The sequence below is a fragment of the Gordonia sp. NPDC003376 genome (assembly GCF_053589235.1).
On sequence record NZ_JBSFRM010000004.1, the window covers coordinates 158,153 to 180,226 of the forward strand.

Here is a 22,074-nt window from a genome sequence, read left to right on the forward strand (position 1 = left end):
TTCTCACGAGAATGCATGCACCGCAACATCATTCGGTATCCGACATCCCCGTGGGATCGGTGTCGTCGGCCTCCTGCGTGGAGGTGTCGTCGACGACCGGTGTCTCGGTCGCGTCGGTGTGTGCCGAGCCCGGCTCGGCTGCCGGGGAATCGTCGCCGGCTGCCGGCGCGGCACCCGCGGTGGGGGTCTCGGCTTCGGTGGCTTCCGCCCCCGTGGTCTGCGCCCCCGTGGTCTGCGCCTCCGTGGTCTGCGCCTCTGGGGTCTCCACGTCGGTGGTCTCCGCCTCGATGGAGTCCACCGTGGTCGGCTCAGCGACCGGGGTCTGGGTTGTCGCGGTGGTGGACTCGGTCACCGCGTTCACTCGGGCCACGGACGTGGTGGACGTGGTGGTCACGTAGCCCTTGAGTGCATCTTCGAGTTTGTCGACCTCTTCCGCGTCGGTGCGAATCCATCGATTCCAGGTGTGTGCGCCGTCGGTGTAGATGAATTGCACCGGGAGATCGAAGATCTCGGCCTGGATGTTGAGCAGGACCGTCGACGCGAACGAGATCATCTCGAGGCCGACGCCGATCGCGACGTGCAGGATGCCGCCCTGCGCCATCATCTCGTCCCACTCGGCCTGCGAGGCCGGCAATCCGTTGCCGGTGGAGACGATGATGGTCTGGCCGGTGGCCTTGGCCTGGATGATCTGGGTGGCGACGTCGTTGGCGGCCCACGAGTTGCCGGGCAGCAGCGGATTGCCCCACAGGCCGTCGAATCCGTTGCCGACGCCCTGGCGGGTGGCCAGGATGAACGGCACCGCAAAGTATCCGAAGATGTTGTCGGTGTGGTAGTAGCCCGAGCGTGACACCGCCACCGAGAACACCTCGGGGTACTTCAGCGCCAGGTTGATCGCCTGCCCACCCGAGATGGACAGTCCGGAGATCGCGTTCCCGGTGGTGCCGACGTCGAAGTTCTGGTTCAGAAACGTCGGGAGTTCTTCACCCACAAAGGTTTCCCACTGCGGGTCGAAGTCTCCGGTGCCCTCGTAGTTGCTCAGCGGGTTGCCGCTGTTGTCGACCGGGGTGGACTCCCAGTTCGCCGACCACGTGGTGGCCGAGTCGGGGATCGACACCAGGGTGTAGCCCGTGTCGTACAGGTCGCCGCGGCCGTTGGCGATCGGATCGCTGAGCTGCCCCAGGAAGTAGACGGCCTGCTCGGGTTGGCCGGCCTGCTGATCGGACGGCCGGACCTTGACCGTCACGGTGGTCTGCATGGACTCCGACCAGACGTAACAGGTCTGCACGTTCTGGGCGCGGTCGGTGTCGCTGGTGAAGTAGCAACTCGCCGAGGTGCGCTCGACGGTGGGGTCCACCGCGAACGCCGGACCGATGCCACTGCCGAGTCCGATGGCTGCGGCCACCACTGCTGCGGCCACCGATCGCCGACGGCGGCGGGCGGAGCGGGATCGGAGGGCGACCGGCGCGGTCGTCTCACTCGGCAGGGTCATGGCAGCGTCACCTCGGGTCGTTCGGGCACCTCGATTTCGGACAAACCCTACAGGGTGTTGGTTAGGCAAACCTAACGGAGGGTCGATGCGGGCTGCTGCCGTCGCACCCGCGCGAGCGTCCACAGCGAGATGCCCGCGGCCGCCGCCGACAACAGGTCCGACTCGGTCAGGCCGTTGGTGCTGGTGAATGTGACGAGCGTCGCACCCTCGATCGGCCCGTTCCAGATCACCCAGGCCACGGCGACGACGAGCAGCGTGACCGCTGCGCGCGTGCTGGGGCGGAGCAGGGTCCACAGGCCGCAGGCGAACAGCAGGTTGAGCAGGACCAGGGCATGGAAGATATCGGGTGAACGCATCGTGAACAATCATGCCCGGTTCGGCGATGCGCTGCCGAGTACGGTCACGCCCGTGTCATCCCGTCGCCGACGCTCCGGACCGGAGCCGTGGTGGCCCCGACAGCGTCCAGTTCTGCCGACAGGTGCTTCCCACTGCTAACGTGCTGGGGTCTGACCAGACGAATCCCATTGGGATACCGCAATCTTCGGGGAGATTGAGATGAAGACCAGCTATGCCGTTCGGATCGCCGGGGTCGGCCTGGCCGCCGCGATCGGGACCACGATCGCCGCAGCACCGGTGCTCGCCGCACCGTCGAGCACACCGGGCGCGGTGCAGGTGGCCGCCGCGAAAGTGAACTGGACCGACGTCAGCAAGGGTGCGTCGGCCGTCGGTGACAAGCGCAACGCCCAGGCGGCCCAGTGGGTGCTCGCCAAGCACGCGGCCACCCCGGTCGGCACCGACAAGGGCAACGTCAAACAGTCCGTGCTGGCCGCGAGCGCCTACGGTGACGTTGCGGAGCCGATCGTCACCGACGCGGCCAATCCGTCGGCGGGTACCGGCGCCGGTTCGACCGGCTCGTCGGGCTCGAGCACGGGTTCGGCGTCGACCGGATCGCTCGACCTCGGGTCGTCGAACGGGTCCGCGGACATCTCCTACAACGATCTGAAGGCTATCCTCGACACCTACTTCGCGAACTTCGACTGGTCGGTGGTCACCGTCCCGCTGATCGCGACGGTGCTGCAGGCCCAGGGTGTGCCCGCGGCCATCGCCACGCCGCTGGCCACGCTGATCTGGCAGGTCATCGAAACCACGTTCCCGGCATACGCGAACTGATCTGCGTCTACCCGTCGGTGGACGACCCGCCCGCGGACACCGCGAGCCCGTCGATGAGTGCCGCGAGATACTTCTCGATCCGATACCGGTGGCTGTAGTCGTCCCAGTTGTCGAACAGTTGACGGACCGCCGGATAGTCGGTGAGTTCCGCCGGATCGGGGGTGTAGATCGCCGCCTCGTCGCCGCGGCGTTCGCGGGCGACGATGTTCCACTGCAGTTCGGTGGTGATCATGAACCACGACGTACGCCACAGGCCGTAGGCGGTCTCGTGGTCGAGTCCGAGCTCCATTGCCGTGGACAAATAGATCTCGGCCTGCTCGAACTCCGGCATGCCCAGCACGGTCCCGGTGCGCAGCACATCCGACACCCACGGGATGGCATCGAGTTTGGTGTACATGTCCATCGACTGCGCCAGCAATCGGTTGCGCGGTGACCCGGTGTGGGTGTCCCAGGTGATCCGATGGCCCATCTCTCCGATCACCATCGACAACAGAACAGTCTTGTTGGGGACGTGGTAGTACAGCGTCATCGGGCGCAGTCCGACGTCGGCGGCGAGCCGTCGCATGTTGAGCGCCTCGACGCCGCCGGAATCGAGAATTCGAATGGCGGCGTCGACGATGGCGTCCCGGCGAAAATCCGGTGGAGGAGATGCCATGTCGTCCATCCTCACCTCTTGCGGTCACGACGTCCACATCCACCCGGGGGTGTCCGTGAAACTCCTCGCCGGCAGCGTCTGACCGTCAATTCCTCACTGTCAGTTGACATGTGTTGGTGGATGTTCTGGGGTTGTGCAATTGTTCTGCGGGCATCCATTGTGGTTTGCATCTCTACGTGCGACCCTGCGCACAGATCATTCCGACAAACACGACGAGACTCGCGAGGAGTGCCATGACGTATCCGCCGACCGGTTCGGGCGAACCGCAGAATCCCGAGGACCAGCCCAAGTACACGGATCCAGCGCAGTACGGGGGTCAGCCGCAGTATGGGGGTCAGCCGCAGTACGGGGATCCGGCGCAGTATGGACAGGCGACACCTCCGCCCGGCGGGTACTCGTCTCCTCCGCCCCCGCCCGCCGGCGCGTACCCGCCGCCGTATGGTGCTGCACAGCAGCCGCCGCCGTATCCGGCGTCGGCGACCGGTGCCCCGACACCGACGACACTCGACCTCGGTGCGGCCCTGAGCTACGGCTGGAACAAGTACAAGGCCAACGCGCTCAACTGGATTCTGTTCGCCGTCATCTCGTATGTGATCATCGGTCTGATCAGCGGCGCCATCAACGGGTTCTCGTCGTCGCCGAGCTACGCCCAGAACGCCATCTCCGGCGTGGTGTCGGGCATCCTGGGTGTGCTGATCCAGGCGGGGTTCACCCGCGGAGCCCTCGACGAACTGGACGGTCGCAAGCCGGCCCTCGGTGACTTCGTCAAGTGGAACAACCTCACCGCCGTGTTCATCGCCGCGATCCTGGTGTGGCTGATCACCACGGTCGGCTTCATCCTGCTGATCATCCCGGGTCTGATCGCCACGTTCTTGCTCTGGTACACCATGGCTTTCGTGATCGACCGCAACCTGGCACCGGGTGACGGGCTCAAGGCCAGCTTCGATCTGACGAGCAAGAACGTCGGCTCGCTGCTGTTGCTCGCCGTCGTGGTGATCCTGCTGAACATCGTCGGCGCCCTGCTGTGCCTGGTGGGTCTGCTCGTCTCCGGGCCGGTCACGCTGATCGCGTCCACCTACGCCTACCGGGTGCTCTCGGGTGGTGTTGTGAGCCCCGCTCAGTAGGCCGCGCCCACAAGCTTTCACGTCGACGGCGCCGACCCCGCGGGGTCGGCGCCGTCATCATGACCGGACCATGTGACCGGATCAGCGGAAGTGGATGACCCCGCGAATGTTGCGTCCGGCGCGCATATCGTCGTATGCGGTGTTGATCTGGTCCAAACTGTATGTCTTGGTGACCAGTTCATCGAGCTTGAGCTTGCCCGCCCGGTACATGTCGAGCAGCATCGGCATGGCTTCACGGGGCGACTTCATGCCGTAGAGCGCACCCTGGATGCGCTTTTGCATCATGGCCAGGTTGTTGGCGTTGAATCCCGGAATGGGTCCGGCCTCGTCCTCGGGGCTCATCCCGGTGACCACCACGGTGCCTGCCTTGCGCGTTGCGGCCAGACCTTCGCCGACGAGCTGGTTGGTGACCAGACCGGCGGTCAGGATCACCACGTCGGCACCCTGCCCATTGGTCAGGTGGGCGACACGCTCGGCGGAGTCGGCAAAGGAACCGAACGACTCGTCGGCGCCGAAGTCGAGCGCCCACTTCTGCTTGTCGGCAACCGGATCGATGGCGATGACGTGCGCGGCGCCGCTCTCGCGGGCACCTTGCACGGCGTTCATCCCGACACCGCCGACGCCGGCCACGAGGACCACGTCACCGCGCTGCACGTTGCCGGCGGTGGTGGCCGATCCGAACCCGGTCTGCACACCACACGCGACCAGGCAGGCGATCTCCACGGGATGTCCTTGGCGATCTTGACCAGTGAGAGTTGGTCGTAGACCTGCCATTCGGCGAAGGTGCCGAGCAGACCCATGGTGGCCACGTCGAGGCCGTCGTCGCTGTGCATGCGGAACGTGCCGTCGAGTTGGTGTCCGACCATGATCAATGCGCCGTTGTCGCACAGGTTCTGCATCCCCGAGGCGCACCATCGACACTTGCCGCAGGACGGGATGAACGAGGTCAGGACGTGGTCGCCGACCTCGAAGTCGGTGACGCCGGGGCCCAGTTTGCGGACGATGCCCGCGCCCTCGTGCCCGCCGATGGTCGGCAGGTGTGCGGCGCTGATGTCGCCGTGGGACACGTGGTCGTCGCTGTGGCACAGGCCGGTGGCCACCATCTCGACGAGTACCTCACCGGTCTTCGGGTCGTCGAGTTCTACCTCTTCGACCGACCACGTGCCGGGTGCCTCCCGAAGCAACGCTGCTTTGGTTCTCATGGATCCGCTCCTATCGTGTCCAGGCTGCGTCGAGGGGTGACCTATAACGCGTTCGCCATATGAAGGTGATCCACACCATATAGTCACACTATGACAAAACCGCCAGGCTTTGTTCGAACTGCCGACGGAGGTGCGTGTGCAGGCGCGAGTGGGCGATGATGGCCCGATGGGTTCGGGCGAGGGTGGGGACGGTGTCGATGAGGGGGCCCTTGTCGATCGGGGAGACAAGGGTGGACGGCCCGCGCTGACCAGTGCACATGCGCTTGCGGCGTGCGCGCAGGAGCTGTTCTTTCGCGGCGGCTTCGACCAGACCACGGTGGCCGACATCGCGCGGGCGGCCGGGGTCAGCTCGCGGACCTTCTTCCGGTATTTCGCTGCCAAGGCCGACGTGGTGTGGGTGGAGTCGGACGCCGAGATCGTCGTCTTTCGCGAGACGATGCGCGCGGCCCCCGACGGTGCCGACATCTGGCAGGCGATCACCGAGGCGATCGCCACCTCCCTCGACCACGGCCGCGCGGAGGAGACGTGGGCTCGGCACCGCGCCGAACTCATCCTGCGTGAGCCCGCGGTGCAGGCCCAGGCGGGTGTGATCTATGCCCAGTGGCAGACGTCGATCGCCGAGTTCGCCGCCGGCCGCATGGGGATCGAGGAGTCGTCGGCACCTGTGGTGGCGATCGCCTACGCCGGGGTCGCGGCCTCCCGTGGGGCACACGAACTGTGGCTCTCGCAGACCGAACTCTCGTTGGGCGAGTCCATCTCTCGCATGTTCGAGCTGATGCGCCCGGCAGTGTTGGCCATGTGATCGGTGGTTGGGTGAGGTCTTTGGTGGTTGAGCCGGTCGTCGTCGCGCAGCGAGGCCGCCCTGCCGTCGAAACCCGGTGAGACAACCACTCCCGCAACCACATCCGATGTAGCGGCGTCGGTAGGCCCACCCCGCGCCGAACGGAGGTCAGGCCGTCACGGCACGCTGACCGTCGCCACCCCGGGGAATGACGGTTGTCCGGCATTCGGGTAGGCGGCTGATCCGGTGACCTGGATCGACAGGAGTGCCTGCCCGTTTCCGGGGTGGATCACCGCCGAGGTGGGCGTCGGATCGAGGTAGTACGGGCAGGGTTTCACGGTGACGCCGCCCGCGCGTCCCGTGGTCACGCCGAGGTAGTTGATCCGCACCAGGGCGCCGGCTGCGGAACTCGAGCAGATCGACGGGGAGGCGGGTGCGGCGACCTTGAGTTCGCCTGCCTTGCCGGTGGTCTGGGCGGTGACCGTGGCGAAGTACGGTCCGGGGACCACCAGGCCGCTGACCGCGAGGGCGGTGGCCGGGATCTGGTACACGGTGACCGGTGCGGCGTGCGCAGCACCCGCGGCGGGAAGGGCGATCGCGGTCGCGGCGGCAGCAACGGCCGCTCCGATGACGACTTGACGGGTGGTGGGCATGGACGGACTCCTCCGAGGTGCGGTGGCAAGGGCTCATCCGGTTTGTCGGACATGCCGTGATCTGTGTTACACCGTCGCGCTCCAGCGGCTACCGACCCGATCGGTCTAGCCGGAGAACACCGGGTACTCCGGACCCCGATCGGTGTGCACCTCGAGTCCTGTTCCTGCCCGCACTCATCGACTCGGGCCTGCCCGGACACGTGGTGATGCTCTCGTCGCTGGGCGGGTTCACCAGCACCACCAGGATGGCCGGCTACATGTGCAGCAAGACCTCGGTCCGCGTCCTCACCCAATGCCTGCGCGAGGAACTGCAGTCGGTCGACGCTGCGGTCGGTGTCACTTCGGTGTATCCCGGGCCGGTGCGCACCAACATCTTCCGCGATGCGGTGACGTCGGGTTCCGGCGGGGAGTCGCTGCGGACCCAGATGGACAGCTTTGTCGGTTCCAACGGCATGGAGCCCGCCGATGTGGCCAGGCTGACCTTCGCCGCGGTCGAGACCGGCAACTTCTGGGTCCACACCCATCCGAACATGTCCTGGGAAGCCATCGGCGACATGGACGCCGAGTTCCGATCCGGACTACCAGAAGTGGTTGCCGAGGGCTGAGGCGACATCCGGCGAGGCGGTATCACTGGCCTCGACACACGGATATCACTCTCCAAGCCGACGGCGCACGAGTATCTGCGGGTGACACGCGCGGTGACATCGGACTGTGGCGGCGACTTCTGGTTTCACCCATCCGGACACCCAGGAGAGTGGTTGCGGCACGGCTCGGAAGACGAGCCGTACCGCAACCACTCGGTGTCAGGGAAAGAGCGAGTCGAGACTGCCGGTTTCGGTTATCGGACGGGACTGTTCATGATCGCCACTGGGAGCACTGCTGCCCCACAGAGTGGTTGTTGGGGTTCCCGATCCTCACGATGACGGCCGATCTTCTGCTGACCAGCGCTCACAAGATGAACAGGTCGGCCGGCACCTTGACCGCTGCTTTGTCGAACACCTCGACCGCCACGTCGGGGTTCCCAGCTGTAGTTGATGATCCGCAATGATGTGACATCGCCGCTCTGCAGTTCCTTGAGATCTGGGCCACCGAACTCCTGCTCGCGAACGCGAGATCGGCCACGCGTACTCACCGGTTACCGGTGTGGATCGTTCATACGAATTCGCTGGTCCGTTTGTGGGAATCCTCAGCGCGTGATCGGCAGGTGTAGGCCTTCGCTGTGCCTACATTGACGACGAATTCGCCTTCGGTGTCGTTGGCGAGATGAATCCGTGGATGTCGAAGGGGTTGTCGTGGTCAAATGGGCGAGAAGTGTGCTGGTGTTGTTACTGACGGTGACGGCGTTCATCTCCGGCGTGGCCGGTGTTGCCGCGGCGGACAAGGTCGAACCGATCGGACTGAAGCCCTGGTCTGGCGATAGCCACGGCGGTAGCCGGGTGAGCACCGAACAAGGTGGTTTCATCGTCGCGCACATGGTGGGTCGCACGGTGACTCCGAGCAGCCCATGTACGGTGTACGTCTTCGCCGACGGACGTAGTAATGAGTTGCAGAGCAGGGTTTTACACACCAATGGCAAGGGCGATGGTTCGGTGCGGCTGGGGCCGTTCCTTCCGGGTGTGTATGACACGGTGTTCCAGTGCTTCGAGCCCGGTCGTACCGATGTCCGCCGCTACCGGGTGACCATCGACGTCACGAAGTTCCTCCCGGGCGGCGCACCGACTGCGCCCAACCGGCTCGCGAGTCCGACCGACTACTGCAAGTGGCTTGCCTACGGCGTCGATGAGAGCCTGACGCCCGATCCGGACAACATCACCGACCTGCCGTTGTACTTTGTCGGTTCCGTGGGAGGTCCGCTGGTCGCAGGAATGAAGACGATCTGCGGCGGTATAGCGTCGGCGAGTGGGCGACAGGCAGAAGCCGAGCAGATGGTGTGTGAGGCATTCATCAGCGCCACGTGGGGACTCGCGGGTGGTCGCCTCACTCGGCTGCCCAAGCCGTTCAAAGATCAGTTCGGCCACTGGGTGGACCTGGTTGATCCGGTGGGGCAGATGGAACGTGCTGCCAAGAACATCCCGGGCCTCGGCGATGTCCTGACGGACAAAGCGTGCAAGTCCGACCCGAACTATCCGACCAACGCAGGTCTGCGCGGATAGGCCGAACCCTGTCGTACCGGGACGGTCAGTGCCATGTGGCACTGACCGTCCCGGTGTCGTGCCGCACTGATCCAAGGCGCATGGGATCGTTCGGTGGCGCTCCGTCGCATTCTCGAATCCCAGAGGTAGCCGATGTCGGCCGCGAAAGTCGCCGAGGTCATTCCCCGGGCCACGCAATCGTACGGATGGACGACAGATTCCGCCACGAGGTATCCGCTACGCTTCTCGCAGACTTTATCGAGGCGGATCGTTGAGTACGCACGTGTACCCGAAAGTGTTATGTACCAATGAATCTGACCGCCTTTCCACCAGAGGGGTACGGATTGGCGCGCACGTTTGAACGCTCGACGATCGGCCCGATCGATGGGTCGACCAAGATTGCTGCCGGCGGTCAAGGGGTCGTCTATCGTGCATCGAAAGTGAAGACCTCCTTCACCTCCAACATGGTGTACAAGGAGTACAAGCCGGGCGTTGTCGGAGGGCTCAACCGGAGCGCCTTGGCCGCCATGCCGGATTTCCTTGAGAGGCTGGGCCACTCGGAAGCATCCAGGCTCGTCGAGTTTGCGGCATGGCCCTGTGCACTGGTAACCCACGCAGGTTCGGTCACTGGATTCGTGATGCCGGCCATTCCCGCAAAGTTCTTCATGACGATCAACCTCGTCAGCGGCCCGAAACGTGTCGCGGCGGAGATCCAGCACATCATGAATCCCCGGCAGGTGGATGCCAACCGGGGGCTCAAGATCACCGATCGTCAGCGCATCGAAGTACTGAAGGAAGTCGCCGCAGCGCTTGCCAAGCTCCATGCCCGGTCGGTGGCGGTAGGGGATATCTCGCCCAAGAACCTCTTGTTCTCGCTCTCGACATCGGTATCGGTGTACTTCATCGACACCGACGCGATGCGAGTCGCGAGTCGCTCTGTGGCTACGCAACTCGAAACCCCGGAATGGGAAGTCCCATCAGGAGAGGAGTTGGCCACGGCCCAGTCGGACATGTACAAATTCGGGCTGATGGTGCTCCGAGTCCTGGTCGGCGATCAGGGCACGAGAAATCCCGATCAGTTGCCGGCCAAGACGCCGAGTGCCATCAAGACCGCAGTTCGAGCGTCGATCAGCGGCTCCAAAGCCGGTCGTCCGTCGGCGGCGCAGTGGCATCAGATTCTCGACACAGTCTTGCGGACTCACAAGATCGTGAATCTTGTTGGGGTACCCAAACCGAGTCCCGTCGGCGCGCCGCGCACACGACCTCGCACCACCGTCGCAACGCCGACTGCTCTACCGCAGGGCGTACACACGGCGGCGACGCCTTCCACGCGAAACAGTCCACCTACCACTTCACAGAACCGGCAGGCCGCCCCTGCCTCAGCCACGGTGAAAGCTCGAGTGGCACATGATTGGACAGTCATCGGTTGGGGGGTGGCGGCAGTGGTCACCGTGCTGGCCCCCTATCTTCTCGGTCATTTGCTGATGCGGCGTACCGCACTACTCGCGCCGTCGGAGGCCGTGTACGACGGCGCAGTTCGAGGTGTCTTTGATGCCTTCGTGGCCGACTACCTCGCCGGGGTGGTGGTGATCCTGGCCCTGTTGGCAGCGTTTCTTCTGCTCCGTCCATGGGGCGGCCGAGTGACAACGGTCATCATTGGTGTCGTGCTGTTGATCTCGACGTTTGTTGTGGCAGGGAAAGCGTCGACGGCGTGGGCGTCGGCGGAGGCCGATGCAGCCGAAGAGCTCCGTACCACGGCCTTTCCCTTCCAAGAGCGATACAAGACCTGTGAGGTGTGGACCTTCCACGGCGAGAACGGACTACAACAAGCCGAGTTGTGGCAGGTGTACCTGACGTCGACAGTGAGCGCCTCCGGATGCAACAAGATCGAGGTGTACCGCGGATGGGAATTTGTCGGGTACCGGCAACTGCGCAGCGACCTCCAGTTCCAATCGCCGGTGACCATCAGCTATCCAGGCTGGTCGCGATCGGTGAATGCGGACTCGGGACTGTTGGGTGTCCAGACAACCACCTCAGCGGGAACCGACGAGCCCGTGAATCCAGTGGTCACCTCGATGCAGTTCGCCACCAGCGCAGGATATCCCGTCTCGTTCACTCTTGACGGCATCAAGCTGCACCAATAGGAGGCCCGCGAATGTCTACCCCACAAAACCGCAACACCCGTATCAGGGAAAGGAAAGCAGCGATGCCAGAGCCCCAGGGTCGGATACTCCCCGTCTACCTCGTGGTGGACGAGTCCGGGTCGATGGTCCAGGAGATGGACCAGCTCAACATAGGAATGACGAGTCTTCTATCAGCACTGCAGGAGGAGCCGTTTGCTGCCTCCAAAGTGCGATTTTCGATCATCGGATTCGGGTCCAGCGCCGTAACCAAGTTGGAGGCGACGGATCTCAGACTGTTGCCGGAGATGCCCACGCTGAACATCAGCGGGTCCACCTCGTACCGGGCTGCACTCGAAGAACTCAGCCACCGGATCACGGTTGACATCCCACAGATGAAGAGCGAAGGGTTCGAGGTGGTTCGGCCGGCAGTGTTCTTCCTGACCGACGGTGCTCCCGATCACGGGGATGGTTGGGAGCCGGTACTCGCGGCATTGATGCGGGAGCGGACGCATCCCAACTTGCTGGCATTCGGAATCCGGAACGCGGTTACCGAGACCATCATGCAGCTGGCGTCGGATCCGGCGTACGCATTCGTGACTGCGGTGGGGTCGGATACCGGAGTCATGCTGAGCCAGTTCATCGAGGCGCTGACCCAATCGGTGATCTCGTCCGGCCACAGCGTCGGCACGGGCGGCGGGATCGTGATCGAGCCGCCGGCGTCATTCCAGATCGCCGCGGAAGTGATGTGACGTGGCGGGCTGGGAGGCCATCCGCAGATGGTGGGAGCGGCTGTGGCTCAGGCCCGTTGATATCGGCGACCGCGCCGCGGCGGGTACCTACACCAACGCCGCACGTGGACCCGAGTTCGCCGGTTCCCCCGGTCGTGTCGGGACAGTCCATTCCGATATCAGGGCGTCCGCACGCCCAGCGCCCGCGGTTGTGCACCCGAGTGCCCCACCGGTCCATGACTCCGAGCAGGTCGCATCGGTGGTGGGAACCCTGCGCTGGCAGCCGGTGTCGGTGGGTACCCCGGGTCCACGGTTGGAGCCCCGCCCGACGTCCGAGAAGTTCCGGTCATTTCCGTTCCGCCCCGACACCGTCGTCGACGGATGGAGCACCGGCAAGGTCACGGTGCGCGGTGCGTCATTGCGTGGGCACGCACACCGCTACTATGGGCAACCACGTCAAGATGACTTCGCGGTCCACATGCTGCCGAGTGGCCGGGTCGTGGTTGCCGTCGCCGACGGTGTGGGCAACTGCGTGCACGCACATGTCGGTGCAAGCAGCGCCGTCCGGTACGTCCCACAATGGGTGCAGGCATATGCCGCCGAGGTAGGTTCCCCGATCGATTGGGACGAACTGATCCGAGGTGCGGCCTGGACGATCGTCGAACAAGCGAAAACCACTCTGGGTCTAGAAGAACCGGATGCAACCGCGGCCGCGCGAGACTTCTCCACGACACTCGTGGTGGCTATTGTCGATCCTCGTGACGACGGCACTGCCGATGTCCATATCACCGATGTCGGCGATTCGGGCGCATGGATCCTGTCCCGCAGAGGCTTCGAATCGCTGATCGAGGGGAAGTCGGCAGACGAATGCGGGATCACGAGTTCGGCGGTGTCGGGTCTGCCGCGCGTGCCGCAGACGCCGCAGGTCAGGTCGGTGGTGCTCGAGCCGGACGAGGTTCTGCTGGTCGGCACCGACGGTATCGGAGATCCGCTGGGAAGCGGTGAAGGAGGTGTCGGCAACCTCTTCAAGGACGTTCTGGGCGTCGGGGTTCCATCACTCCTTGAGTTTGCCAATGCCGCCGACTTCAGCCGTGAGACGTTTGACGACGATCGCACCTTGGTAGCCGTCTGGCCCGACGCCGTTGTCGCGGCGAGTACCGGACACGGCGAGTCGCAGACCGAGGATGGTCGGTGAATCGAGCGGTCTCCCTGAAGCGGAATCGAGTTCATGCCCCGGCACCGGCCATCGGCGTCGGCGCCCGAAAGGAGATATAGCATGCCCGGATACAGCCCGTCGTGTGGCAACTGTCACCGTTGCGCGAAGTGCAGAGGAGATGGCACGGTCACCGAGGTCAAGTACGAGAAGGACTATCGCGGAAAGCAGGTGCGAACCGAAGTTCGCAAGACCTGTCCATCGTGTAACGGCGTCGGCGGACGAGTCGGTGTGGGGCCTCACGATCATCGGTGAGGAAGGTTGATCGCGGCGCCGGACTCCCGGCGCCGCGATCTGCAGTGCTGGTCAGTTGTCGATGCGTGACGTGATGTGGGCAGCGACGTGAGCAATGATCAGAACCTGTGGATCCCGGGAGGGCGCACCTTCCCGGATGATGATCTTCGAAATCCCAGGAATCTGATCAAGACCAGCGTTGGCGCGCTGGCGGGAAGGCACGCCCGTGCTCACGGTAGTGGACAACAACAGCGACGACTCCAACGAGGCCGGCACCGCGATCGTTGCGGGCAGGTCGTTGCTCGACGAGATCGTCCGTGACGGTGCCCGGCAGATGTTGGCCGCGGCCTTGCAGGCGGAGGTCGCCGAGTACGTCGCTCGGCATGTCGGCGAGGTCGACGACAACGGCCACCGACTGGTGGTCCGCAACGGCTACCACGCCGAACGCGAGGTGCTCACCTCCGCGGGTGCTATCGCGGTGAAGGCGCCGCGGATCAACGACAAGCGCACCGACCCCGACAGCGGTGAGCGCAAGCGCTTCTCGTCGGCGATCCTGCCCGCCTGGGCACGCAAGTCCTCACAGGTGTCGGAGGTGCTGCCGCTGCTGTATCTGCACGGGCTGTCGAGCAGCGATTTCGGTCCGGCATTGGAGCAGTTCCTCGGCACCGGCGCCGGCCTGTCACCGTCCTCGATCACCCGCCTGACGACCCAGTGGCAGGACGAGGCCACCGCGTTCGGGCAGCGGGACCTCTCTCAGGTCGACTACGTGTACCTGTGGGTCGACGGCATTCACCTGAAAGTCCGGCTCGAACAGGAGAAACTCTGCCTGCTTGTCATGCTCGGGGTCCGCGCGGACGGGCGCAAAGAGCTCGTTGCCCTCACCGACGGCTACCGCGAGTCGGCCGAGTCGTGGGCGGACCTGCTGCGCGGCTGCCGCCGCCGTGGGATGCGGGCCCCGGTCCTGGCGATGGGCGATGGGGCACTCGGGTTCTGGAAGGCGTTGCGGGAGGTGTTCCCCGATACCCGTGAGCAGCGCTGCTGGTTCCACAAACAGGCCAATGTTCTTGCCGCGCTACCGAAGTCCGCGCACCCCGGCGCTTTGGCTGCGATGAAGGAGATCTACGGCGCGGAGGACATCGACAAAGCCCAGTTGGCGATCTCCGCGTTCGAACGGGACTACGGGGCGAAGTACCCGAAGGCGGTCGCGAAGATCGTCGACGACGCCGACGTGCTGCTCGAGTACTTCAAGTATCCGGCCGAGCACTGGGTGCATCTGCGTACCACCAACCCCATCGAATCCACCTTCGCCACAGTCCGGTTGCGGACGAAGGTGACCGAGGGGCCTGGTTCGCGGGCGGCGGGGATGGCGATGGCCTACAAGCTGATCGAGGCCGTGCAGTCCCGGTGGCGGTCAGTCAATGCCCCGCACCTCGTGGCACTGGTGCGTGCAGGCGCGTTGTTCCACAAGGGCAAGCTCCTCGAACGACCCGTCGACATCACACCCGAACCCTCACCGGACACCCCGGTGACCGAGGTCGCCTGACGACCCACGATCCACAGGATTTGACTATTCCTCGAGCTGGTGTCCCACTACGAGTCTGGCCGATTCCCCATCGACGACCTGATAGCCACCTACCCGCTATCCGCAATCAACCAAGCGGTGGAGGCAGCGACCTCGGGAGCGGTGGTCAAACCGGTTCTGGTGTTCTGAGCTACACCCGGCCGCCGGTGATTCCTGAGATCAGCGGCCGGGTCACAGCCAGACCAAGGCGCATGATGGCCAGGCCGGCCAGGATCGAACCCAGCATGGTGAGCAGGGTTGCCGACTGGGTCAGCAGGGCGATCCCGGTCAGGGGCAGCACCAGCACAATCCCGGACAGCCCGGTAATCACCGACACCCACATCGCGGGTTTCATTGTGGTCGCCACCGTCATCCGGTGCAGGCTGCACACAGACATCCCGGCGGCGTAGAGGTCCCGATAAGTGGTGGCGCGATCATAGACATCGGCGGCCTGGCTGACTACGGCGGAGACCGTGATCAACAGGAATGACACCCCCAGAACGATCTGGATACCGGTGGTGATATCCCCGGCCACATGGCCCGCCGGGCCGGACATTCCGGCGCGATCCTCGTTGCTGCTCAGCGAGATTCCGGTGCCGATCACCGAGGCGATGAATGAGGTCAGCGCCAGCGGGGATACCCGCCGCCAGAACTGCATGGGCTCGGCCAGCACCAGCCGGGCCGCGATCAGCGAATCCGGGGATCGAGCGCCGCGCACCGAGCGGGTGGCGACCAGCCGGACCAGCAGCACCCCAGCGGTATTGACAACCGCGAGCCCGCCAAGAAGAAAAAGACACAGGCCCCCGATCAGCACCAGATTGCCCGCTGAGGCGCCAAAGATCCTGAGCGCGGCGAAAATCCCCGCCGTCGCGGCGACCAGGGCGAGGACCGCGGCAATACGGCGCCTTGGTGAGGCAGGGGGCAGTGAGCGGGTGCGGACTCCCATAGGGGTGACGGTGATCCGCCGCAGCCCGCGCACCGCCCCGCTTGCGCAGCTGAGAACCAGCAGGATGGCGACCGCGAGTACCGCCCAGGGTGGCAGCAGCATCGCGGCGTATCCCAGTGGCTCTCCCTGAAAGTGGATGCGGGAGAACGGGATAATGAGCAGATAGGACGCGGCGGTCCCGCCCAGCACGCCCGTTATCGCAGGGATCATCGGCTGCAGCACCCCAAGCGCCATAATGGTGGAGCGCCGGGCGCCCAGCAGTGACAGGGTGGAAAGCCGGGCGTCCACGCTGCGGGCCGAGAGCTTGGCTGCCGCCGCCCCGAGGGCCGCCACCGGAACACCCAGCAGCAGGCCCGCGAACACCGCGAGAAACTGGTAGATGCCCAGCAGATCCGGCTCCTGCGCAAAGGGCTCCCAGTGTAAAAATGCCCAGGCTCCGCCGGCCACCGTCAGTGCGATGGCGGTGCAGGAGCCGAAGGCCGCGGCGATCAGCAGGCCCGAGGGCGACAGCAACCGGGCCCGATTCAGGAGAATAGGCGTGAGCGCGCGGATCTCGGTCATGAGGAGGAGTCGTCAGCGAAGATCCCATCCTCAAGACGCACCACCCGTCCGCAGCGATGTGCGATCGCGGGATCGTGGGTGACCACCACCAGGCTGCGGCCCGCCCCGGCGGTCACCCGCAGCAGGGTGTCCATCACCAGATCCGAGGTATACGAGTCCAGTGCCCCAGTGGGCTCATCGGCGAACGTGAGCACCGGCTGATTGATCTGGGAGCGGGCCACCGCGACCCGCTGAGCCTGCCCGCCGGAGAGGGTGCCAACGGGCTGCGCCGCCTGTGCGGCCAGTCCCATCGCATGTAGCCAGCTGAGGGCGGCTTGGGTCGCGGCGGCCCGGCTGGTTCCCGTCAGCATCGCGGCAATCGCCACGTTCTCGGTTGCCGTCAGCTCTGGCAGCAGCAGGCCCTGCTGAAAGACGAAGCCAAAGGTATTCCGCCGCAGACTCGTTCGCTGCGCCGCGGACAGCGTGGTCACCTCTACCGGCGGGGTGCCCGGGTTTGGGGTAAGCAGTACGCTTCCGCTATCGGAGGTGAGTATGCCCGCAAGTATTTGCAGCAGAGTGGTCTTGCCGGAGCCGGAGGTCCCCATGATGGCCACCGACTCGCCCCTGCTGATGGAAATAGATACCCCTCGCAAGGCAGGGGAGGTGCCGAAGGTTTTATGCAAGCCGGTGCCGGTGAGGACGGTACGTGCGTCCATGCTCAGGATCCGAAGGCCGTGATGATCGGTCCGGCTAGCCATAGGGCCGAAAGGGAAAGCCACAGAATGAGATTTGCCTTGCGGTAGTGCACGACGACGGCCGCGAACTCCCGCAGGAACCCGGCAGGCACATAGTAGATAGCTGTAGGTGCGCCGGTGCAACTGGCATTGATGCCCAGCTGCCTGGTGAAGAACGCGGCCCGCAGCACGTGAAAGTTGCTGGTTACGACCAGCATCCGGGTCCAGTGAAAGGAACGGGCGGCGAGGACCGCGACGGTGTTCCGCAGATTTTCCAGGGTAGTGGTAGAGGTGTCTTCCAGAATCATTCTTACTGGCTCGACTCCCTTGCCGGTGGCGTAGCGGGACATGGCCTCCGCCTCGGAGAGCGCCTCGTCGGAACCCTGGCCCCCGGAAAGAACTAGCACCGGATCGCCGCCCCGATCGGTCAGCTCGTTCAGCACCGCGATACCCCTGTCGATGCGGCTGGCCAGCAGCGGGGTCACCTGGTCACCGGAGAGCCCGGCACCCAGCACCACAACAGCCTGTGCCTCGGGCACCCGGCGGGGAAGGCTATATGCGATCGCGTACACGATATAGGCGACCAGCTCCAGGATCAGAATCGCGCCCGGCAGAATCAGCACCGGAAGAATGACCGTTGTCAGAAGCTCCGCATCTAGCTCCCGGACCCACAGTGCGGTCCCGCCCAGAGTGAGCAGGATCGCGAACCCGCTGACGGCGGGCACTGCTGTCGAGACCCGGAATCCCTCCCGTATTCCGACGACAATCCCGTTGAGCACCAGAGCGACGGCGATCAGGACGAGAGCCAGCAGGGCGATCCCTATGCTGATCAGCAGGGCAACCGTGGCGGTCGGGGCCGAGATAAGCGTGCCGAGCATCGAGGCCGCCAGCAGCCATAGGGCAATCAGGGTGGCGACCATCCAGAACCCGTTGCCCGGCCTGCGTGGATCACTACGGATACGCCATGCCGTGATCGCCACCAGCACAGCGGCAATCGCCGCCCAGCCAAGGACTAGCTGCATTACTCAGACTCTCTCTGTCGCCGGGCACAGACCGATTTCAGTGTAGCTGTGCGCAATAAGGCAGGAGTCAGACGGCGCCGAGGTCGGAGGAGATCCAGTGCTGGGGTGTCACGGTCACCCGGGTCTGCTCCCCGTGATCGGCCTCGGCGAACTCGATGTAGCCGGCGACCTTGTCGGCGGGAAGATAGCGGGAGGCCATCTCGACAAGATCCTCGTGAGTCCCGTCGGTGTAGCCGAGAACCTCGCCCGATTCCGACACATACCGGATGCTCGGCTCAAGCCGCTCCACCATCGGAGTCCCGGTGTTCCTGGGTGGCGCCGCAGTCACGACATGGAGCTACGTCACCGAGCAGGCGACGTACACCGACTGGAGTTCTGCCGACGACACCCTCGCGTACGCGCAGGACCATCCCGGCGAGGCTGCGCTGGCTGCAGCTCAGGCGGTCGGGACTGTCACTGCCGATCTCGGGTCGGCAATTCTCGGCTCGTGGATTCGGTGGTAGCGACTACTCGGTCACTCGTCAGCCTGTGATGAGACGCTGATGTGCGTGAGTGTTCCGCGGAACACTTGTGTCGGTGCCCGCTCGTAGGCTTCCGCACATCAGTTCGACAATTGGGGGTGCGGGGTCATGGTCACATCATCTGCCGACGTCGAGGTGCTGTTCGACGGAACGCCACCGGAGGATCTGTCGCGGACCGAACTCGGTGATCGGCTGGTCGGGTATGCGTCGCAGATCACCGCGATGACGGCGCAGTTCCTGGCGTATCTGGCCGAGTTCGACAAACGTCGTGCGTGGGCTGATGCGGTGGGTGTGACGTCGTGTGTGCACTGGTTGTCGTGGCGGACTGGCATCTCCAGGCGGACGGCGCACGAGTATCTGCGGGTGGCGCGCGCGTTGACGGAGTTGCCGTTGGTGACCGAAGCCTTTGGGCAGGGGAGGCTCTCGTACTCCAAGGTTCGTGCCATCACCCGGGTCGCGACACCGATTCGGGAACCCGAGCTGGTCCACATCGCGATGGCGTCGACCGCCAAGCAGGTCGAGGATCTGGTCCGGGCGACACGTACGATCGACCGTCGGCGTTCCGGGGAGCGCTCCGAGTTCACCCGGTCGACCGGTTCGTGGAGATGGCACGACGATGGCAGTCTTTCGGTCTCGATGCATCTCACGGCTGGTGATGCGGCACAGTTCCTGGCCGGCGTGACGCGCGCCGAGTACGAGCGCACCCGGGTCGGTGGTGACGCGGACCTACCGCTGGATCTGGAGGACCCCGAGATTGCTGCGGCGTACGAGCTGGTCGCCGAGAGCGTCACCGAACCGACCAGCCGTTATGAGCGCATCCAGCGCGATAAACGGTTGTGGCGCTACGTTCCGTCGGAGATCGCGCCGGCGGTGTTGGTGATGGCCGGCGTCGCGCAGAGCGTCATCGAGGTTCCGCAGCTTGCGCCGACCGCCGAGGTGATCGTGCACATGGGCGACGATCACCTCACACCGACGCTGGGCAGAGCCGACGGTAGTGGCAAAGGCGAGGGCTGTGACTCAGGTGAGGGTGTCACCGACCCACACTTGGAGCATGGTCCCGCGCTGTCGGAGGCGGAGGCTGCAGAACTCGCGTGTTCGGCTGCGGTGCGGGAGGTGATCCACGACAAGAACGGTGCTGTTCTGAAATTCGGGCGGAAGCGGAGGCGGCCGACGCTCACGCAGATCAAGGCGATCGTTCAGCGTGATCACACGTGTCAGACCCCGGGTTGTGAGCGTACCGGGCACTTGCACATTCACCATGTCATCGCGTGGGCTCTCGGTGGCCGTACCGACCTCGACAACCTGATCCTGTTGTGCTCGGAGCATCATCGTGCGTTGCATCGTGGCGAGTTCGGTATCGAGGCGGTCGGTGTGCAGCAGTTCGTCTTTCGTGCACCGGATGGCACCGAGATGTCGGCGACGCCGCCACCCACGGCGGCGCCACCGGGGTGGAGGCCGAACCCCCGGATATGCGCGGACGCGGTGTCTCCGCGTGGTGGTGGCCGCCGACTCGACCTCGTGCATGCGACCGATGTCATCTATGCCAACTGGGCGTTGCGGGCAGCGCGCCGACGTGCCGCGGAGCGGGAGGACCGGGTGAGTGTGGCGGCGTGAGTGTTCCGCGGAACACTCACGCTATCCAACACGCGGTTGCAACAGACGGTGGGATGCACGTGGACGCTCGACTAGCAGGCGAGCACGACAGCCTGGCCAGTGCTCATGCGCTGTAGCGTGAGTAGGCGAAGTACACAGTGACACAGTGACACCGGCGCTGTGTTCGCACAGGCGATCTCGCCCTCACGACGCAGTCCCGCGACCACCGCAGCCGATACCTGGGACGATGGCGCGCGGTCCCGATAGCCAAGGCGGACCTCGGAGCACCGGAGGAAAGTTATCGGGCAGAGCAGATCGAAAAGCACTCGGGTAGTTCGGATTCTCGCGCGCATCCGATGCGTGGTGGGGTGTGGGGAAGCAACTCGTGCACGATGTGGGAGCAGCCGAGAGTGCTCACTGCGGCTCACGCGAACGGTTGCTCGAGGATTGCCCACCACTGCTGCCAGGGAAGCCTCACCGGCGTGCGAGTACCCCATCGATCAGTGCTTCCAGGTATGGCTCGATGTGGTAGTCGGTGGTCAGCTCATCGAGATTCGCGATCAGACGAGTGACCGATGGGTAGAGCCTGACCAGCTCAGGATCGATCGTCGGTCGCCTGATCTGTTCGCCCAACTCGCGCAGCGCCGTTGGGCTCCACCGCACCTCGGCGCCCACAACATGCCAGATGGTGCACCAGAGACCGAACGCCGCTGCGTCGTCAAGGCCCAGCTCGGCGGCCGTCGTGACGAAGACTTCGGTTTGATCGAGCGGTGGCGCGCCCGTGGGGGCGCCTGCACGCAGCACGGCCGGCATCCAGTCGACGGCTGACAGCTTGACGTAGACATCGACGGCCTGCGCGATGAGACGCTCCCGGGGCGTCCCGGTGTAGGTGCCCCAGGTGATCCGCCGGCCGACCTCGGTGATCGCCAACGTCAGCAAGACGGTCTTGTTGGGTACGTGGTGATAGAGAGTCATCGGACGGAGACCGACCTCGGCTGCGAGTTGCCGCATGTTGAGGGCATCGACTCCGCCTTCGTCCAGGATGCGGATGGCCGCCTTGACGATCGAGTCGACCCGGGAATCCGATGACGAGTACTGCATGTGCGTCATCCTCAACCATCCGGGTCATCAATGCCAACCGCTGGCCGCATCTATCCGGCCGTCGGGTTGAGAGGCCGGCCAACGGTGAATGACGGGATCACCCGGCAAATGTGCGGGTGACCACTGCATTCAGCTTGTGTCTATGACGTATGGGGTACTCGCTGGAATCGTGCGAGGCGTGACCTGGGACGCGAAATTCATTCGTTCGGACGTAACGTGAGCATCTCAGGAATGACCGTTGTGGTCTGTATGGCGCCATTGATTCTGGCGAAGAAGAGTTTCCGGGTTCGTCGAAAATATCGGAATCGACCGGCTGCCGATTTCTTTCTATCCATTCGTGGCCGTGTATGTACGGGCATGTGCGGTGCATGTACGGGAAATTGTCAACCGAGCGGACTACAAATATTCGCTTTCCCGTACATGTATGGGGAGGATCTCCTTGTCTTGTGGATTATCAGCATTCGCTTGTGGAATGGGAAGTGTCGCCTAAAAAGGGGGCTCGTCGCAGCGTACGTACTGGATCTGGTGCCCGGAAACGCCCAGTGAGCTGCA

The 22,074-nt window shown here is 64.6% G+C and carries 20 protein-coding genes and 1 pseudogene; 11 read left to right on the plus strand and 10 right to left on the minus strand.

Annotated features, from left to right (window positions below; translation table 11 throughout):
- Window positions 1–28: 28 nt before the first annotated feature.
- Window positions 29–1,489 carry an alpha/beta hydrolase-fold protein gene (locus ACWDUA_RS06455; RefSeq protein WP_449750181.1) on the minus strand — a complete coding sequence of 487 codons (1,461 nt, stop codon included), beginning with the start codon at window positions 1,487–1,489 and terminating at the stop codon, window positions 29–31.
- A gap of 71 nt (window positions 1,490–1,560) precedes the next feature.
- A complete protein-coding gene (locus ACWDUA_RS06460) occupies window positions 1,561–1,845 on the minus strand; it encodes a hypothetical protein (protein WP_449750182.1) in 285 nt (94 codons plus the stop codon).
- Between the two features lie 199 nt (window positions 1,846–2,044).
- Between ACWDUA_RS06460 and ACWDUA_RS06465 the strand changes: the two genes are divergently transcribed.
- Window positions 2,045–2,659, plus strand: a complete 615-nt coding sequence (locus tag ACWDUA_RS06465) for a hypothetical protein (protein ID WP_449750183.1) — start codon at window positions 2,045–2,047, stop codon at window positions 2,657–2,659.
- Window positions 2,660–2,666: 7 nt separating this feature from the next.
- Here the strand turns inward: ACWDUA_RS06465 and ACWDUA_RS06470 are convergent, their stop codons facing one another.
- A complete protein-coding gene (locus ACWDUA_RS06470; RefSeq protein WP_449750184.1) occupies window positions 2,667–3,314 on the minus strand; it encodes a TetR/AcrR family transcriptional regulator in 648 nt (215 codons plus the stop codon).
- A gap of 233 nt (window positions 3,315–3,547) precedes the next feature.
- Between ACWDUA_RS06470 and ACWDUA_RS06475 the strand changes: the two genes are divergently transcribed.
- The gene (locus ACWDUA_RS06475) at window positions 3,548–4,438 is read left to right on the plus strand and encodes a hypothetical protein (protein ID WP_449750185.1); all 891 of its coding nucleotides are present in this window, start codon (window positions 3,548–3,550) and stop codon (window positions 4,436–4,438) included.
- An 81-nt stretch (window positions 4,439–4,519) separates the two neighbouring features.
- Here ACWDUA_RS06475 and ACWDUA_RS06480 read toward each other — a convergent pair.
- Window positions 4,520–5,640, minus strand: a pseudogene (locus ACWDUA_RS06480) (NDMA-dependent alcohol dehydrogenase).
- A gap of 166 nt (window positions 5,641–5,806) precedes the next feature.
- Between ACWDUA_RS06480 and ACWDUA_RS06485 the strand changes: the two are divergent.
- Window positions 5,807–6,442, plus strand: a complete 636-nt coding sequence (locus ACWDUA_RS06485) for an acyl-CoA-like ligand-binding transcription factor (RefSeq protein WP_449750186.1) — start codon at window positions 5,807–5,809, stop codon at window positions 6,440–6,442.
- Between the two features lie 155 nt (window positions 6,443–6,597).
- On the opposite strand, the gene ACWDUA_RS06490 is transcribed toward ACWDUA_RS06485, so the two are convergent.
- Window positions 6,598–7,074 carry a hypothetical protein gene (locus ACWDUA_RS06490; RefSeq protein ID WP_449750187.1) on the minus strand — a complete coding sequence of 159 codons (477 nt, stop codon included), beginning with the start codon at window positions 7,072–7,074 and terminating at the stop codon, window positions 6,598–6,600.
- 56 nt (window positions 7,075–7,130) lie between these two features.
- On the opposite strand from ACWDUA_RS06490, the gene ACWDUA_RS06495 reads away from it, so the two are divergent.
- The 6 genes from ACWDUA_RS06495 to ACWDUA_RS06520 all read left to right on the plus strand — a co-directional run bounded on the left by ACWDUA_RS06495 (window position 7,131) and on the right by ACWDUA_RS06520 (window position 15,047).
- The gene (locus ACWDUA_RS06495) at window positions 7,131–7,679 is read left to right on the plus strand and encodes an SDR family NAD(P)-dependent oxidoreductase (RefSeq protein ID WP_449750188.1); all 549 of its coding nucleotides are present in this window, start codon (window positions 7,131–7,133) and stop codon (window positions 7,677–7,679) included.
- Between the two features lie 666 nt (window positions 7,680–8,345).
- Window positions 8,346–9,227 carry a hypothetical protein gene (locus tag ACWDUA_RS06500; RefSeq protein WP_449750189.1) on the plus strand — a complete coding sequence of 294 codons (882 nt, stop codon included), beginning with the start codon at window positions 8,346–8,348 and terminating at the stop codon, window positions 9,225–9,227.
- A gap of 287 nt (window positions 9,228–9,514) precedes the next feature.
- Window positions 9,515–11,350, plus strand: coding sequence for a hypothetical protein (locus ACWDUA_RS06505; protein ID WP_449750190.1), 1,836 nt, complete (start codon window positions 9,515–9,517; stop codon window positions 11,348–11,350).
- A 62-nt stretch (window positions 11,351–11,412) separates the two neighbouring features.
- Window positions 11,413–12,078 (plus strand): vWA domain-containing protein, encoded by a 666-nt coding sequence (locus tag ACWDUA_RS06510; RefSeq protein ID WP_449750337.1) that lies wholly within the window; start codon window positions 11,413–11,415, stop codon window positions 12,076–12,078.
- Between the two features lie 382 nt (window positions 12,079–12,460).
- Window positions 12,461–13,252: a protein phosphatase 2C domain-containing protein gene (locus ACWDUA_RS06515; protein ID WP_449750338.1), complete on the plus strand. Its 792-nt coding sequence runs from the start codon at window positions 12,461–12,463 to the stop codon at window positions 13,250–13,252.
- 478 nt (window positions 13,253–13,730) lie between these two features.
- Window positions 13,731–15,047, plus strand: a complete 1,317-nt coding sequence (locus tag ACWDUA_RS06520; protein WP_449750191.1) for an IS256 family transposase — start codon at window positions 13,731–13,733, stop codon at window positions 15,045–15,047.
- 169 nt (window positions 15,048–15,216) lie between these two features.
- Here ACWDUA_RS06520 and ACWDUA_RS06525 read toward each other — a convergent pair whose 3' ends face one another.
- The 4 genes from ACWDUA_RS06525 to ACWDUA_RS06540 all read right to left on the minus strand — a co-directional run bounded on the left by ACWDUA_RS06525 (window position 15,217) and on the right by ACWDUA_RS06540 (window position 18,566).
- Window positions 15,217–16,572 carry a hypothetical protein gene (locus tag ACWDUA_RS06525; protein ID WP_449750192.1) on the minus strand — a complete coding sequence of 452 codons (1,356 nt, stop codon included), beginning with the start codon at window positions 16,570–16,572 and terminating at the stop codon, window positions 15,217–15,219.
- Window positions 16,569–17,267 carry an ABC transporter ATP-binding protein gene (locus tag ACWDUA_RS06530; RefSeq protein WP_449750193.1) on the minus strand — a complete coding sequence of 233 codons (699 nt, stop codon included), beginning with the start codon at window positions 17,265–17,267 and terminating at the stop codon, window positions 16,569–16,571. The genes ACWDUA_RS06525 and ACWDUA_RS06530 overlap by 4 nt, the downstream gene beginning before the upstream one ends.
- Before the next feature lie 2 nt (window positions 17,268–17,269).
- Entirely contained in the window at window positions 17,270–18,307 is a 1,038-nt protein-coding gene (locus ACWDUA_RS06535; RefSeq protein WP_449750194.1) for a YdcF family protein, read from the minus strand.
- A gap of 67 nt (window positions 18,308–18,374) precedes the next feature.
- On the minus strand, window positions 18,375–18,566 hold the full coding sequence (locus tag ACWDUA_RS06540; protein ID WP_449750195.1) for a hypothetical protein: 192 nt from the start codon (window positions 18,564–18,566) through the stop codon (window positions 18,375–18,377).
- Between the two features lie 7 nt (window positions 18,567–18,573).
- Here ACWDUA_RS06540 and ACWDUA_RS06545 point away from each other — a divergent pair, with 7 nt between their 5' ends.
- On the plus strand, window positions 18,574–18,810 hold the full coding sequence (locus tag ACWDUA_RS06545) for a hypothetical protein (protein WP_449750196.1): 237 nt from the start codon (window positions 18,574–18,576) through the stop codon (window positions 18,808–18,810).
- A gap of 126 nt (window positions 18,811–18,936) precedes the next feature.
- A complete protein-coding gene (locus ACWDUA_RS06550; RefSeq protein WP_449750197.1) occupies window positions 18,937–20,442 on the plus strand; it encodes a DUF222 domain-containing protein in 1,506 nt (501 codons plus the stop codon).
- A gap of 453 nt (window positions 20,443–20,895) precedes the next feature.
- On the opposite strand, the gene ACWDUA_RS06555 is transcribed toward ACWDUA_RS06550, so the two are convergent.
- Window positions 20,896–21,522 (minus strand): TetR/AcrR family transcriptional regulator, encoded by a 627-nt coding sequence (locus ACWDUA_RS06555; protein ID WP_449750198.1) that lies wholly within the window; start codon window positions 21,520–21,522, stop codon window positions 20,896–20,898.
- Window positions 21,523–22,074: the final 552 nt, after the last annotated feature.

Coding starts and splice junctions, on each gene's coding strand:
- ACWDUA_RS06455 (WP_449750181.1), bottom strand. CDS start 1,489: ATGACCCTGCCGAGTGAGACGACCGCGCCGGTCGCCCTCCGATCCCGC.
- ACWDUA_RS06460 (WP_449750182.1), bottom strand. CDS start 1,845: ATGCGTTCACCCGATATCTTCCATGCCCTGGTCCTGCTCAACCTGCTG.
- ACWDUA_RS06465 (WP_449750183.1), top strand. CDS start 2,045: ATGAAGACCAGCTATGCCGTTCGGATCGCCGGGGTCGGCCTGGCCGCC.
- ACWDUA_RS06470 (WP_449750184.1), bottom strand. CDS start 3,314: ATGGCATCTCCTCCACCGGATTTTCGCCGGGACGCCATCGTCGACGCC.
- ACWDUA_RS06475 (WP_449750185.1), top strand. CDS start 3,548: ATGACGTATCCGCCGACCGGTTCGGGCGAACCGCAGAATCCCGAGGAC.
- ACWDUA_RS06485 (WP_449750186.1), top strand. CDS start 5,807: ATGGGTTCGGGCGAGGGTGGGGACGGTGTCGATGAGGGGGCCCTTGTC.
- ACWDUA_RS06490 (WP_449750187.1), bottom strand. CDS start 7,074: ATGCCCACCACCCGTCAAGTCGTCATCGGAGCGGCCGTTGCTGCCGCC.
- ACWDUA_RS06505 (WP_449750190.1), top strand. CDS start 9,515: ATGAATCTGACCGCCTTTCCACCAGAGGGGTACGGATTGGCGCGCACG.
- ACWDUA_RS06510 (WP_449750337.1), top strand. CDS start 11,413: ATGCCAGAGCCCCAGGGTCGGATACTCCCCGTCTACCTCGTGGTGGAC.
- ACWDUA_RS06525 (WP_449750192.1), bottom strand. CDS start 16,572: ATGACCGAGATCCGCGCGCTCACGCCTATTCTCCTGAATCGGGCCCGG.
- ACWDUA_RS06530 (WP_449750193.1), bottom strand. CDS start 17,267: ATGGACGCACGTACCGTCCTCACCGGCACCGGCTTGCATAAAACCTTC.
- ACWDUA_RS06535 (WP_449750194.1), bottom strand. CDS start 18,307: ATGCAGCTAGTCCTTGGCTGGGCGGCGATTGCCGCTGTGCTGGTGGCG.
- ACWDUA_RS06545 (WP_449750196.1), top strand. CDS start 18,574: ATGCTCGGCTCAAGCCGCTCCACCATCGGAGTCCCGGTGTTCCTGGGT.
- ACWDUA_RS06550 (WP_449750197.1), top strand. CDS start 18,937: ATGGTCACATCATCTGCCGACGTCGAGGTGCTGTTCGACGGAACGCCA.
- ACWDUA_RS06555 (WP_449750198.1), bottom strand. CDS start 21,522: ATGCAGTACTCGTCATCGGATTCCCGGGTCGACTCGATCGTCAAGGCG.